At 56.3% G+C, this 14529-nt stretch carries 12 protein-coding genes; 4 read left to right on the top strand and 8 right to left on the bottom strand.

Going from position 1 to position 14529, the window contains the following annotated elements:
- Positions 1-993: IMP dehydrogenase (guaB, locus tag ACTG39_RS11950; RefSeq protein ID WP_439107789.1), on the bottom strand; the 993-nt coding region annotated here is incomplete at its 3' end.
- 113 nt (positions 994-1106) lie between these two features.
- Here guaB and xseA point away from each other — a divergent pair.
- Entirely contained in the window at positions 1107-2471 is a 1365-nt protein-coding gene (gene xseA / locus ACTG39_RS11945; protein ID WP_439107788.1) for an exodeoxyribonuclease VII large subunit, read from the top strand.
- Positions 2472-2521: 50 nt separating this feature from the next.
- Here xseA and ACTG39_RS11940 read toward each other — a convergent pair whose 3' ends face one another.
- Positions 2522-3169, bottom strand: a complete 648-nt coding sequence (locus ACTG39_RS11940) for a Crp/Fnr family transcriptional regulator (protein ID WP_439107787.1) — start codon at positions 3167-3169, stop codon at positions 2522-2524.
- A 209-nt stretch (positions 3170-3378) separates the two neighbouring features.
- On the opposite strand from ACTG39_RS11940, the gene ACTG39_RS11935 reads away from it, so the two are divergent.
- The 3 genes from ACTG39_RS11935 to ACTG39_RS11925 are packed head-to-tail and all read left to right on the top strand — an operon-like array spanning position 3379 to position 6775.
- The gene (locus ACTG39_RS11935) at positions 3379-4869 is read left to right on the top strand and encodes an adenylate/guanylate cyclase domain-containing protein (protein ID WP_439107786.1); all 1491 of its coding nucleotides are present in this window, start codon (positions 3379-3381) and stop codon (positions 4867-4869) included.
- Positions 4866-5252, top strand: coding sequence for a response regulator (locus ACTG39_RS11930; protein WP_439107785.1), 387 nt, complete (start codon positions 4866-4868; stop codon positions 5250-5252). Before ACTG39_RS11935 ends, ACTG39_RS11930 begins: the two co-directional genes overlap by 4 nt.
- The gene (locus ACTG39_RS11925; protein ID WP_439107784.1) at positions 5249-6775 is read left to right on the top strand and encodes an ATP-binding protein; all 1527 of its coding nucleotides are present in this window, start codon (positions 5249-5251) and stop codon (positions 6773-6775) included. Before ACTG39_RS11930 ends, ACTG39_RS11925 begins: the two co-directional genes overlap by 4 nt.
- Here ACTG39_RS11925 and ACTG39_RS11920 read toward each other — a convergent pair.
- The 6 genes from ACTG39_RS11920 to ACTG39_RS11895 form a co-directional block, all read right to left on the bottom strand.
- Entirely contained in the window at positions 6732-7301 is a 570-nt protein-coding gene (locus tag ACTG39_RS11920) for a hypothetical protein (RefSeq protein ID WP_439107783.1), read from the bottom strand. The two genes, ACTG39_RS11925 and ACTG39_RS11920, sit on opposite strands and share 44 nt — an antisense overlap.
- Before the next feature lie 57 nt (positions 7302-7358).
- Complete coding sequence (gene lysS / locus ACTG39_RS11915) at positions 7359-8858, bottom strand: lysine--tRNA ligase (RefSeq protein ID WP_439107782.1); 1500 nt, start codon at positions 8856-8858, stop codon at positions 7359-7361.
- Between the two features lie 70 nt (positions 8859-8928).
- A protein-coding gene (prfB, locus tag ACTG39_RS11910; protein WP_439107781.1) for a peptide chain release factor 2 occupies positions 8929-10027 on the bottom strand; the annotation gives its coding sequence in 2 pieces (ribosomal slippage) (positions 8929-9951 and positions 9953-10027; 1098 coding nt in all).
- Between the two features lie 60 nt (positions 10028-10087).
- Complete coding sequence (gene recJ / locus ACTG39_RS11905; protein ID WP_439107780.1) at positions 10088-11818, bottom strand: single-stranded-DNA-specific exonuclease RecJ; 1731 nt, start codon at positions 11816-11818, stop codon at positions 10088-10090.
- Positions 11819-13216, bottom strand: a complete 1398-nt coding sequence (thrC, locus tag ACTG39_RS11900; protein WP_439107779.1) for a threonine synthase — start codon at positions 13214-13216, stop codon at positions 11819-11821.
- A gap of 10 nt (positions 13217-13226) precedes the next feature.
- Entirely contained in the window at positions 13227-14516 is a 1290-nt protein-coding gene (locus ACTG39_RS11895) for a homoserine dehydrogenase (protein ID WP_439107778.1), read from the bottom strand.
- Positions 14517-14529 lie beyond the last annotated feature (13 nt).

Raw genomic sequence — 14529 nt, 5'->3', positions numbered from 1 at the left:
ATAGGTGTCTTTCAGAGCGGCGACCGCATCAGCAATAGCCGTGACTTGCGGGACACCGATGCCCGTAACAATCCGGGTCGTGCAGATAGACCCGGGCCCGATGCCTACTTTCACGGCATCAGCGCCGGCTTCGGCCAGGGCCAGGGCAGCTTCGCCCGTGGCAATGTTGCCGCCAATGATCTGTACGCCCGGATAATCCGCTTTAATCATACGAACGCGCTGCAATACGTTGCGCGAATGACCGTGGGCAGTATCCACGACCAGTACATCAACACCCGCCTCTATGAGCGCTGCAACTCGCTCTTCCGTATCAGCACTGGTGCCCACAGACGCACCCACGCGCAGACGACCAAAACTGTCCTTACAGGCGCGGGGGTAGTTCTCCGCCTTATCAAAGTCCTTCACGGTGATCATGCCGCGGAGGTTAAACTCGTCATCCACTACCAGTATCTTTTCGATACGGTGTTGGTGCAGTAAACGCTGAACCTCCGCCGAATCCGCGCCCTCGTTTACCGTAACCAGCTTATCGCGGGGTGTCATGAGCGATGACACGGCTTTGTCCATCTCCGTCTCAAAACGCATATCGCGCCGCGTCACGATCCCCACCAAATCGTCGCCAGCAAGCACCGGAACACCCGAAATGCCGTTCGCAGAGGTAAGTTCGATGAGTTGAGCGAGGCTTGCGTCCTGCTGAATGGTAATCGGGTCCTTCACGACGCCACTTTCGTACTTCTTGACCCGAAGTACCTCCGCAGCCTGCTCGGCGATACTCATACTCTTGTGGATAATGCCTATACCGCCTTCCTGGGCCATGGCAATTGCAAGACGAGCCTCAGTCACCGTATCCATTGCAGCGGACACAAGGGGCAGATTCAGGCTAATCTCTCGGGTAAGGCGGGTTTGTAGGGACACATCTGTGGCGACCACCTCGGAATACCCGGGCAGCAGGAGAACATCGTCAAAAGTCAGCGCTTCCTGTTCGATACGCAACATGTTGGTTCCTCCAGACGCTGTTCGGTCGAGTAAACTCCCTAGTATAAAACCTTAAGGCCCGCTGCGTAATAGCGAAGTCGCCTGTCAACGCAATTAGTTAAAGGAAATGGCACATGGCTACAACAATGGCTGAGGCTGACATTCTCTCTCCCAGCCAGCTCAATCGGCAGGCCCGCAGCCTTCTGGAGAGCCACTTCAGCTTCGTATGGGTTGAAGGAGAACTGTCTAACTTCGCCCGTCCGTCATCTGGCCACTGGTACTTCACTCTAAAAGACGATAAGGCACAGGTACGTTGTGCCATGTTCAAAAACTACAATCAGCGTCTGCGATTCAGTCCAACGAATGGCGATCAGGTGCGCTTGCGGGCACGCGTATCACTCTATGAAGGGCGTGGTGAGTTTCAACTGATAGGGGAGTTTCTCGAGCCTGCAGGAGCCGGCGCGCTGCAGGCACGCTTTGAAGCCCTGCGGGATCAACTGCGCCACGAAGGTCTCTTCGACGCAGACAAGAAAAAAGATCTCCCCCGCTCCGTGACTCACCTGGCCGTGATTACCTCGCCCACGGGAGCCGCTTTCCAGGACATCCTTCAGGTACTTGCCCGCAGAAACCCCGCTATCCGTGTGACCCTTTTACCCGTGCCGGTACAGGGCGAGGGGGCCGCCGGAGAAATCGTCCAGACCCTGGACAACGCCAATCAATACGCGAAAAGCCGCGAAGATTGTGACTTCGATGCGATTATTCTCGCTCGGGGAGGCGGATCTCTAGAGGATCTCTGGGCTTTTAATGACGAAGCACTGGCACGCGCAATCGTCGCCAGCGAGCTGCCCGTCGTGGCGGGCGTGGGCCATGAAGTAGACGTCACCATTGCAGACTTTGCTGCGGATGTACGAGCGCCTACCCCCAGCGCAGCGGCGGAGTTACTCAGCGAGGATCGCGCTGAACTCCTCCTGCAGCTGGAGCTGGCGCAAAAGCGCCTGAACCGGGCCATTCAACATCGTTTGGAACGCGCAAGACTCAGTCTCGAAAGCCAAAAAGCCAGACTCAAGCATCCGGGGGACCGACTCAGGGAGCAGTCTCAGCGCCTGGACGAACTCGAGAACCGGCTGCAGCGAGCCATCAAACAGCGCCTTGATCAGCTGCAACGGGAGCACCAACTGCGTAGCGAGCGCTTACTGGCCCGCTCCCCTTTGCGTCGCATCGTACACAGTCAGGAGCACATCACGCGGCAGCGCGCGGCTCTGGATACGGCGGTAGAAAAACAGCTAATCGCTCATCGGCAGGGACTGGAGCGTCGAGAGCAGGTGCTAAAGAGCCTTAATCCCCTCGCGATCCTGGAGCGAGGCTACGCCATAATCAGCGATGAACAGGGAGTCGTCGTGAAGGGCAGTGAGGAGGTAGTCGCCGAGCAAACGCTCAACGCCCGTCTTGCTCACGGTAAGCTAAAGGTGCGCGTCGAAAGTGTCGCAGATGTTGATTAGGCTTAGGGTGGAGTCAGGGTCAAAAATCGCCGCGAAACACGGTACTTAGTTTAGTACTTGGCCGGCAGTCGTGTATTGATGATGATATGGCGACCCTCGAATCGGATGTATTCACCTATCGTCAAATCTTTGAGAATACGAGCGACCATCTCGCGGGAGGCACCGACGCGATCGGCAATGTCCTGCTGAGTCAGCTTTTCGCCGATATACAGGGTTCCATCGCCCCGCTCTTCGGACAGATCCATGAGTACGTTCGCAACCCGGCCATAGACGTCTTGGAGCGCCAGGCTCTTAACGTCTGCAGTGAGCTTGCGGACCCGTGAGGCCAGGTTCGCTATGAGTTTTCGCGAGATGCTCGGATGGACTTCCAGAACTCGATTGAAGTCTTCTTTGTAGATGATGCAAAAGTTGCACTTTTCGACGGTACGCACGGATGCCGAGCGCGTGGAGTCGTCCAGGAGCGCAAGTTCACCAAAATAATCACCCTCGCCCTGGGTGTTCATGATGAACTCTTTGCCATTCTTATCGCTGCAGTAAACCTTCACTTTGCCCGCTTCGATAACAAACAAAGAATCTGCGGGGTCATTCTCGTGAATGACCACTGTATTCTTGGGAAAAGACCGGCTGGTGCTGCTCTCAGCGAGCGCTGAAAGTTCGTCGTCCGATAGACCCTGAAATATTTCTACCTGTTGCAACATGGAGTACGTTCAAGCCACCCGTGCTTGCCTGCTTTCGCGATACGCTCATGTTACATCAAATTTTCCGCTGCGCGCATCCACTTCCTTAAACACTATGAGATACAGGTCACTTCCCCGAATATTGCCGTGGTCGCTATACTCGAGGAATTCAATTCATCAGGCATTAGCATGCAGCCAACATTTCATCTGGCGCGGAGAAAAATTCGAGCGTGAGTGACGGTAACCCACACAGTGACGCCGGTGCACTGGAGACTGCCGTGCAGTCAGCGGTGTCAGCGCGCAGCATGCGCGTTGTCCTGCAGTCGGCGGTCCTCGAGGTTGGCGCCCTATCTGCGCCAGACTTACCGGAGCTCGACGAGGAAGCGCTGGAAGACTGGCATGCCCTCGCCGCCTGCGCTGCAAACATAGCTCCCCTGTTGGAGGAAGAAACCGAAGACACTCACGAGCTACGCAATCTTGCAGGCGCCTTACGGGGATATGCAGAGATGCTCGCCGAAACTGTGAGCACCCCCAACGCGGCCCTGAAGAGCGCCATCGAGCGAGTGCTGGAGGGCACCGCAGAACCGGCGCTGTCGGGCACGGCCGGCGACACAGAAGCGCTTCAGCAAATCGCTCAAATCACCAGCGAACCAGGCTTTATTCTGGCCGTCGATGACCGAGAGGAAAATCGCGCGCTTCTCGCGCGCTATCTCACTCGCAGCGGCCACTTTGTGGTTACGGCGCCCAGCGGCGAAGAAGCGCTGAAGATGCTCGCCGATGCCGATGTTGACGTTGTGCTATTGGATCGCATGATGCCGGGTATGGATGGCCGAGAGGTCTTGCGGCGAATCAAAGCCGAGCCCAAGCTGCGCGCAACCCCGGTGATCATGATTTCCGGCGAGCAGGACATGCAGGGCATTATCGAGTGCATTGAGGCTGGCGCAGACGACTACCTGTTTAAACCGTTTAACCCGGTCTTGCTGCAGGCTCGCATCAAGGCCGGCATCGAACGCAAGCAATGGCATGACCGTGAACAGCTATATCGTGATCAACTGGAGCGTAACGAGCGTTTTATACGCGCGACCTTCGGTCGCTACTTGTCCGATGACATCGTCACGGAAATCCTCGAGCGCCCCGAAGGCCTGGAGCTGGGGGGAGATCTGCGCGAGGTCACGATAATGATGTCCGACATTCGGGGTTTCACGACCATGAGTGAGCAGTTGGCCCCGGATCGCGTGGTGAGCATGCTGAATCGCTATCTGGGTGCCATGACGGACATCATCCTCGAGTACGGTGGCACCATAGATGAGTTTCTTGGCGACGCCATTCTTGCGGTGTTTGGCGCGCCACGTCGTCACGACGATGACCCTGACCGGGCAGCGCGCTGCGCACTTGCCATGCAGGCTGCCATGGACGAGATCAACGGGGCGAATCGCGCCGACGGGCTGCCCGAACTGGCCATGGGAATCGCCCTGAATACCGGTAACGTTATTGCGGGCAATATTGGTTCGGAGCGCCGCAGCAAATACGGCTTTGTGGGCCATGCGATGAACGTGACCTCGCGCATAGAAGATGTTGCCCAGCGGGGCGAGATCCTCATTGCAGAGTCGACGCGAGAGGCGCTGGGAGCGGCTTATGCGCTGGGCCCCAGTCGCGAGGTACAGGCTCCGGGCATCGACGAGGCTCTACTAGTCCATCCTCTGGAGCAGGAACTCCCATGAGCACCCATCAAATCCTGCTGGTAGAGGACAATGAACTGAACCGCGACATGCTCAGTCGGCGACTCAAGCGTGCCGGCTACGACGCCCTCCTTGCTGAGGATGGTGCCAAGGCTCTGGACTGCATTGCAGCTGAGCGACCCGCGCTGGTACTGTTGGACATGAATCTTCCCGTTGTCGACGGCTGGACAGTCTGCCGCAGGGTTCGTGCCAACAGCGAGTTAGCGGGAACTGCGATTATTGCCCTCACCGCCCACGCAATGCCCGAAGATCGGGACAAGGCCCTCGACGCCGGTTGTGATGACTACGCCACCAAGCCCATCGACTTCCCGGTATTGCTTGAAAAAATCAGCCGGCTTCTGAAATCACGAGACACAGCATCATGAGTCTCCGTCGGCGTCTCACCCTGTCTCTGTTCACTATTCTGATTCTGTTTGCCATCAACGTGGGCACCCACTTTTGGGGCAGCTACGCACGAAGCGAAAGTATGGTGGCCTATCGCCAGGCAGTCACCGCGGGGCAACTCTCCACGGAACTGGCCAAACAACTTGAGGATCAACGCCAAAAGATCCTTGTCCTGTCGACCCTGAGAGAAAACACCGACGACCGTCTGGCTGAAGAAGATTTACGCATTGCTCTGAGCGGAATCGCAGCGACCCGCAGTACCGTAGAAGCCCTGGGAGGCATGGGTAGTGATGTCACCGCCTTGCAGTTCAATCTTCTGCGCGAAAGCAGCACGCGCTTGCTGAGCATCTGGGGAGATTTTTACGAAAACTACAATGACCCCCAATGGCAGTCAGATGTTGATGACCCCATCCCCTATCTCGAAGTCAGCCAGCGTTTAAAAGAACTGGAACAACGTCAGGCCTTTATTGCGGTACAGCGAGCCAATGTGATTGACCGTACGATCGCTCTCACAGACAGAATCACGGTACTGGGCTTCATCGCCTCCATATTTCTAACCGCGACTCTGGGTTTCTTTCTTGTTCGCTATACCAACGACAATCTTAAACGCCTGAAACGGGGCACTCAGCGCCTGGGCGCTGGTGAGTTGGACTATCGTATCGAAGACATTGACGATGACGGAGAACTCGGCGATCTCGCCACGGCATTCAACAGCATGTCCGACAAGCTGCGGCGAGCAATCGACGAAGAAAAAGATGCCAAGCTCAGCGCCGACGAAGCCAATGCAGCCAAATCGCGTTTTCTCGCAAACGTTAGCCACGAACTTCGCACGCCGCTCAATGCCATCATCGGCTACAGCGAAATGCTCCACGATGAGCTGGATGACCAGACACCGGTGAACCGCGAGCAGCACCAAAACGACCTCGACAAGATCGTGCTTTCAGGGCGACAGCTCCTTGCACTCATCGACGACATACTGGATCTCTCCAAAATAGAAACCGGAAAGATGACCCTCCTTCGGGAGCAATTTCACCCGGGCGAAGCACTTACCATGGCCGTCGATGCCCTTGCGCCGCTGCTGCGCAGAAACGGTAATGTTCTGCAGTGCGACGACTTTAGCGAGCTGCCCATAATTCACAATGACGCGGTTAAGTTTCGCCAGATTATCGTAAACCTTCTAAGCAACGCCGCGAAGTTTACCGAGCAGGGCATTATCCGCGTGCATGCCTCTGTGGTGGAGTCCACCGGGGATCTGAACATCGCGGTTAGCGATACAGGCATAGGGATGACTAAGGAGCAGCAAGCGCTGGTTTTCGAAGCCTTTGTGCAGGCCGAAGATGCCACCAGCAATACCTACGGTGGTACGGGACTTGGCCTGGCTATTTGTCGGGAGTTTTGTGAACTGATGGGAGGCACAATCACCGTTGCGAGCAATCCCGGCGAGGGCTCTACCTTTACCGTCAGTCTTCCGGTTGACCCAGTGTCAGTTCCCGAAGCCGCTTGAGAGCCTGCTCTCGCTTATCAAGATCTTCCTGCAGCATGTCCGTTCGGCTCTCAAGATCCCAGATATGTCGCTCCATAAGAACGAAGGACTCCAGGGCCTGCTGCATAATCACGATGCTGTGGTGTTTCTGACCTTCGGGCTCGCGGGATTGTAGATCCGTGTAGGCGCGAAGTGCCGCGTTCACATCAAAGAAGGGGCTACTGGGTAGCATACTCACATAGGCGATTGCGAGATCACCTTCCCACTGTGCCAAAGGAAGCTGTTCGAGTCGCTGATAGCGCTGAAAATACTGTACGGCCTCGATGTACTCACCGTCGGCCAGAGTCTCCATACCACGCTCCAGAAACGTGCGATCGTTCGCCTCCGGCGACTGACAAATGCAGTTATCCGCCTCTTCCGGCAGATTTAACGTGAGCTTGACGTCTTCCGGTGAGCGTTGCTCAGGCGGGTCTACCGGCTCGGTTGGCGCTCCCGCGCACGCTGCCAAAACAGCGGTCAGTGCGATGAGGATGAGCTTCTGCAGCATAGTATGAAATTCGCAATCCGTTATTAGTTGAGTGTAGCACCCGCTGCGGCGGGAAAATCACTCAGGGCGCATATGTGGAAACAGCAATACATCTCGAATTGAAGGTGAATCCGTCAACAACATTACCAGGCGATCAATACCGATACCCTCACCTGCCGTGGGCGGCATGCCGTACTCAAGGGCACGGACATAGTCCGCGTCAAAGTGCATGGCCTCTTCGTCGCCGGCGTCTTTCTGCTCCACCTGCTCCTTAAAACGCTGGGCCTGATCCTCGGCATCGTTAAGCTCACTAAAGCCGTTCGCCAGTTCTCTACCGGCAACAAAGAACTCAAATCGATCGGCGACAAAGGGATCATCGTCATTGCGTCTGGCCAGCGGTGACACCTCAGTGGGATAAGCCGTGATAAAGGTTGGCTGCTCAAGACGATGCTCAGCGGTCTTTTCGAAAATCTCGATTTGAATCTTACCCAGACCCCAGGCTTTGTTAACTTCTATGCCAAGGCCCTCGGCCACAGCCTTTGCCTTTTCGTACTCGTCGATGTCGCTCGCGCTCAGATCGGGGTTGTGAGCCAGTATCGCCTCGATCACTGTCATGCGTGCAAAGGGTTTCGCAAAGTCGAATTCCTGCCCCTGATAAGTCACCTGCTGCGAGCCCAGCACTTCCTCTGTGAGACCTCGAAGCATCGCTTCGGTTAGATCCATGGCATCGCGATAGTCCGCATAAGCCCAGTAGTACTCCAACATAGTGAACTCGGGGTTATGCCGGGTAGAAAGCCCCTCATTGCGGAAGTTACGGTTAATTTCGTAGACCCGCTCAAAACCGCCCACGGTCAGACGCTTGAGATACAGCTCCGGAGCGATGCGCAAATACATCGTCAGATCCAGAGCATTGTGATGGGTGACAAAAGGCTTTGCCGCGGCACCACCAGGAATGGGCTGCATCATGGGTGTCTCCACTTCCATGAATGCTCGACCATCCATAAATCTTCGGATGTAGCTGATCACCTTGGAGCGCGTGCGAAACACATCTCGGGATTGCTCGTTAACAATGAGATCGACGTAGCGTTGACGGTAGCGAAGCTCCTGATCGGCCAGCCCGTGATACTTGTCTGGCAATGGGCGCAGTGCCTTGGTAAGTAACCGGGCTTCACGCATGTTGATATACAGATCGCCTTTGCCCGATCTGTGCAGCGGACCCCGTGCGGCAACGATGTCGCCAAGGTCCCAGCTCTTGATACTGGCTAGCGTCTCTTCGTCCAGTCCCTTGCGATCGACATACAGCTGGATTTGACCCTCACCGTCCTGTATCAGCAAAAAAGCACCCCGATTGCGGATGAGGCGCCCCGCTACCGAAAACTCTTCATTGCGTTCTTCCAGCGCAGCCTTTTCTTCCTCCGCAAAGTCTTCTTGCAACTGTGCCGCCGTGGCCGAGCGTCGAAAATCATTGGGAAAAGGGTTGCCCTGTTCCCGCAGGCTCGCAAGCTTGCCCCGGCGCTCGGCTACCAGTTTATTTTCGTCTTCGGCAGTCCGAGGCGTGTTGCTGTCTGATTCACTCATATTCTGTTTCCTGACCCTTGTACCGTGTCCGCTCTATTCACACTACCCACTCTATCCACGCTATCTACAACTACAGGCCTTTCTTCAAAGATGCTTCGATAAACTGATCGATATCGCCATCGAGCACCGCCTGGGTGTTGCTTGTCTCCACGTTGGTGCGAAGATCCTTGATACGTGAAGCATCTAGAACGTAGCTACGAATCTGACTGCCCCATCCGATATCGGCCTTGTTGTCTTCCATGATCTGCTTTTCTTCATTGCGCTTAAGAATCTCCATCTCGTAGAGCTTCCCACGCAGGAGCTTCATCGCATTATCACGGTTCTGATGCTGGGAACGCTCGGTCTGGCATTGCACGACGATGCCCGACGGATTGTGGGTCAAGCGCACGGCAGAGTCTGTTTTATTAACGTGCTGCCCGCCTGCTCCACTGGCACGATAAGTATCAACGCGAAGATCCGCAGGGTTGATCTCAATCTCGATATTGTCGTCAATCTCCGGGGCTACAAACACTGACGCAAAGGATGTATGCCGTCGGTTTCCCGAATCAAAGGGCGACTTACGTACAAGACGGTGGACACCGGTCTCCGTTCGCAGCCAACCAAAGGCGTACTCCCCGGTGAACTTGATCGTTGCACTCTTGATGCCGGCAACATCGCCACCCGATGCTTCAATCAAGTCTGTAGAAAATCCCCGGGACTCGCCCCAACGTAAATACATCCGCAAAAGAATCTCGGCCCAGTCCTGAGCCTCGGTACCGCCGGAGCCCGACTGGATGTCCAGAAACGCATTGTTTGCGTCCATCTCGCCGTTAAACATGCGCCGGAATTCCAGCTGTTCCAGCACCTTGAGCAATGCCTGAATCTCTTGCTCTAATTCACTGACCGCAGCCTCGTCGTTTTCCTCGGAGGCCATCTCAAGCAGATCAAGGATATCCGATGCGCCGGTGTCCAGGGCTTCAATGGAGCTTACGATTGCCTCGAGAGAGGCTCTCTCGCGCCCAAGATCCTGAGCTCGTTCTGGCTGGTCCCAAACACTGGGCTCCGCGAGCTCTAGCTCGACTTCCGAAAGACGTTCACGACGCTGATCAACGTCAAAGATACCCCCTAAGCACGTCGGTACGCGCCTCGATATCTTTCAGACTTTGAATAAGTGGGTTGATTTCCAGCATAGAAACGGCTCGTCAAAAAAGGCGGCCATTCTACCCTAGCAAGGCCCTAAAGAGACATCTTCAGAGGGCTTCGATTTGCTCGACGAGCAACTGCAGACGCCGCTCACCGCGAAACTGATTCACATCCAGACGATAGGCTAGTTTGACTTGCCTCACCGACGAGTCCGGCCAACGCTCGGTATCAACACCAAAGGCAATCGCTTCCAGAGGCGCCTCGTCCCCGGGCCTGGCGAGACTCATTTTGAGATGGCGTTCTCCTACAATGCGCTGGGAACGTAACTCAAAAATACCGTCAAATAGGGGTTCGGGAAACAATTGCCCCCAGGGGCCGGCGTCGCGCAGCATTTCTGCCGTCTCAAGGGCAAAATCCTCAGGAAGCAATTCGCCGTCGCTCTCCAATACCGGCTCGAGCATGAGGCCGCCCGCTTTTTGAACCGCATCGGTAAAGGCCTCAGCGAATTGGTCAAAGTGTGACTCCGCCAACGACAGGCCCGCCGCCATGGCATGTCCTCCAAAACGGTCGATAAGACCCGGGTGGCTCGTCGCCACGGTATCCAGAAGGTCCCGAAGATGCATGCCAGGTATTCCCCGGCCGGAACCTTTGAGTTCACCCTCCCCGCTTCTGGCAAAGGCAATCACCGGTCGGTGAAACCGATCTTTGATCCGCGAGGCCAGAATGCCCACCACGCCCTGGTGCCAACCTGAATCATGGAGTACCAGCGCTGGGGGTAAGTCACTCTCCTTGAGCTTGAGCCCGGCCAGCGCCGCAAGGGCTTCTTCTTCCATGCCCCGCTCGATGCGTTGACGCTCACGATTCATGCTATCCAGCTCGAGAGCGATGCCGCGTGCCTGCCTCGGATCCTCCGACAGCAAACACTCGATACCCAGAGACATATCGTCCAAACGCCCCGCTGCGTTCAATCGCGGACCCGCGGCAAAACCCAGGTCGCTCGCTACAACGGTGTCGGGATCGCGCCCCGCCACACTCAGTAAAGCGTTGATACCCGGACGAGCGCGCCCGCTGCGCATTCGCGCCAAACCGCCCTGCACAAGGATTCGATTATTGTGATCCAGAGGCACTACGTCAGCGACTGTGCCCAAGGCCACCAGATCCAAAAACGCGCCCAGATGCGGCACCTGGATGCCTCTTTCGTCGAACCATCCGCGATCTCTGAGTCGTGTACGCAGGGCAAGAAGGAGGTAAAACATAACCCCCACGCCCGCTAGCGCCTTGCTCGGAAACTCACAGCCACGCTGATTTGGATTGACGATCACCGATGCAGCAGGCAACTCATCACCGGGTAAGTGATGATCGGTTATCAGCACTTCAATGCCCGCAGCGTTTGCGGCAGCCACGCCCTCGACAGACGAAATCCCATTGTCCACAGTGATAATCAGATCAGGTTTGCGCTGCGCTGCCAGATCGACAATGCCTGGCGTCAGTCCGTAACCAAACTCAAAGCGATTGGGAACCAGATAGTCAACGCGCGTGGCGCCAAACTGACGGAGACCCGCGACCGCCAGCGCCGTGCTCGTGGCACCGTCAGCATCAAAATCTCCAACAATGAGGATACTTTCGTCGCGCTCGAGTGCTTTTTCGAGGCGCTCGCTCGCTGCAGGAAGTCCCGCCAAAAGTGCAGGCGAGAGAAGCGCCGACAGGGCAAGATCTAAGTCTGAGGTATCTGTGACTCCCCTTGCGGCATACACTCGGGCGAGTAACGGAGAGAGTCCGCTGAATTTTTCAGCACCGTCACTCTCGCGCCGGCGAATGCTGCGCTGGCGACGCGACAATTAAGCGCCCAGGTGTTCGGACATAAAACGCTGCACCGCAGCGATGTCCTTGGGCAAAACATCAAAGTGCTCATCAAGATCAAAGAGATCAGCCAGATGCGCCGGCAGCTGCGGTGCGGTTCCTACGGCAGCCTGCTCGATGGCATCGGGAAACTTCGCCGGATGGGCAGTCGCCAGCGTTACCCACGATACATCGGGATGAGCCTTTGACTGCTTGGCAGCGGCATACCCGATCGCACTATGAGGATCCAGGAGATAGCCGGTCTGATCCCAGACCGATGCTATGCAGGACAGCGTCTCAGCGTCATCAACACGATGACTGGCGAACATCTTTCGAGCGTTGGCCATCGCCTTCTCAGATAGCGCAATGTCGCCACTATCAAAGGCCGCCATGAGTCCAGCTATCGCCGCCCCATCGCGATCGTAAAGATCAAACATCAGGCGTTCGAAGTTGCTGGATACGGAGATATCCATGCTTGGTGACAAGGTGTGCTCCAGCGCCTGTCGGGCGTAATCACCGCTGCTCAACAAACGATGGAGTACATCGTTGCGATTGGTTGCGATCATCAGCTGAGCGATAGGTAGGCCCATCTTGGAGGCAAGATAACCTGCAAAAATGTCACCGAAGTTGCCGGTGGGAACCGAATAAGCGGCTGCGCGATGAGGGGCACCCAAAGCGAGCCCCGCGTAAAAGTAGTAAACAATCTGGGCCATAATGCGAGCCCAGTTGATGGAGTTAACCGCGACAAGGCTGCGCCCTTCGGGAAGAAAACTCTGATCCCGAAAGCTTGCTTTCACCATAGCCTGGCAGTCATCGAAATTGCCTTCAATGGCGAGATTATGAATCGTCGGACCGCTCAGCGTGGTCATCTGACGACGCTGCACTTCAGACACCCGCTGATGCGGATGCAGAATAAAAATATCGATGTTGTCGCAGCGCTGACATCCAGCGATGGCAGCGGAACCCGTGTCTCCCGACGTGGCCCCCATGATCACCACTTTTTCTCCACGGCGCTTCAGAACCGCGTCGAGCAATCGTCCCAGCAGCTGCAGCGCAAAATCTTTGAACGCCAAAGTGGGTCCATGGAAAAGTTCAAGCACCCACTGATTGTGCTCAAGCTGCACCAGGGGCGCGACCGCCGAATGCCGGAACACGGCATAAGTCTCGTCAATAATGACTCGAAGTTCCTCACTGCCGAAGGCTTCTTCGACAAAGGGCAGCAGGATCCGATGGGCAAGCGATGCGTAATCCAGAGAAGCCATCTCCTCCAGATCTGCAGAAGTGAAGCTCGGAAGGCTCTCGGGGACATACAGTCCACCATCACTCGCCAGGCCGGTGAGCAATACCTCTTCGAAACTGAGCGTTGGTGCGGTGCCTCGGGTACTGATGTAGCGCACAGGATTCCCCCTAGTTCGGCGATTCGATTCGAATGCAGTGTGGCTGATCAATCCCGGGCAGCGCGGCGATAGCCGAAACCGCGCGGCGCAGTGCATCCTCTCGGGCGGCGTTAGTAAGCACCACGACGGGAACGGTCGAGGCTGCTCCTTTTGGCGGCTTTTGAATCAGCGCTTCGATACTAATACCTTCCGCGCCCAGGCAACTGGCCAGCTGGGACATCACTCCCGGGCGATCCTCAGCTTCCAGACGGAGATACCAGGCACAGGACACCGCATCCATAGGCAATATAGGCTGGGGTTCCAGCTTTGCAACCGGCACACCCAGACAATGCAAAGGCTTTGTGTCCGCCCGGGCAAGATCCACTAGATCTGCAACCACCGCGGATGCCGTCGGGAAACGTCCCGCGCCTGCGCCAGAATACACCGTCTCTCCCGCGGCATCGCCCTGCAAACGCACGGCATTGAGCACGCCGTCGACACTGGCGAGCAAGGCATCTTTGGGGAGCAGCGTCGGATGGACACGTAACTCCACGCCATCAGCGTGCTGCTTGGCAATCCCGAGATGCTTTATGCGATAGCCCAACTCGTCAGCAAACTGAATATCTGCAGGTGTTACCGCACTGATGCCCTCACAGAATACCGCCGGGAAATTAAGCGGTGTCGCAAATGCCATGGCAGCAAGGATGCTTAGCTTGTGCGCTGCATCAATCCCCTCTACATCAAAGGTTGGATCCGCTTCGGCGTAGCCCAGCGCCTGCGCTTCGGTCAACACATCGTCAAAGGATCGCTGATGAGCGCCCATCTCTGTAAGAATGAAGTTACCGGTGCCATTAATAATGCCGGAAAGCTCACTCACCGAATTAGCGGCCATGCCATCCCGAAGCGCTTTGAGTATCGGCACGCCGCCGGCAACAGCGGCCTCACAGAGCAGGCTTTGATTGCACTCTTCGGCAAGCGCAAGCAGCTCATTGCCGTGCTCAGCTACCAAGGCCTTGTTCGCGGTTACGACAGACTTACCACTGCGAAGTGCCGTTTCAACGAGTTCCTTTGCGAGGCTCGTACCACCGATACTCTCTACGAGGACGTCGACATCCTCGGCGTGGGCCACCTCAAGGAGATCACGGTGTACAGGTACATCGAGAGCGGGACAGTCATCTCGATCTCGACGCGCACCAATCCGCGTTAGCACAAGCTCACGGCCGGACCGCGCACTCAATAGCGCCGCCTGATTGCGAAGCAGCTCAATGGTGCCACCACCGACTGTGCCGTTACCGCAGACTCCAATCCGCAATGCGCTCATTTTGTCAGTCTTC

The sequence above is a fragment of the Congregibacter sp. genome, assembly GCF_965662665.1.
Lineage (GTDB): Bacteria > Pseudomonadota > Gammaproteobacteria > Pseudomonadales > Halieaceae > Congregibacter.
Note: the sequence above shows the minus strand (reverse complement) of the source record. Positions and strands in the feature narration are given on the sequence as shown.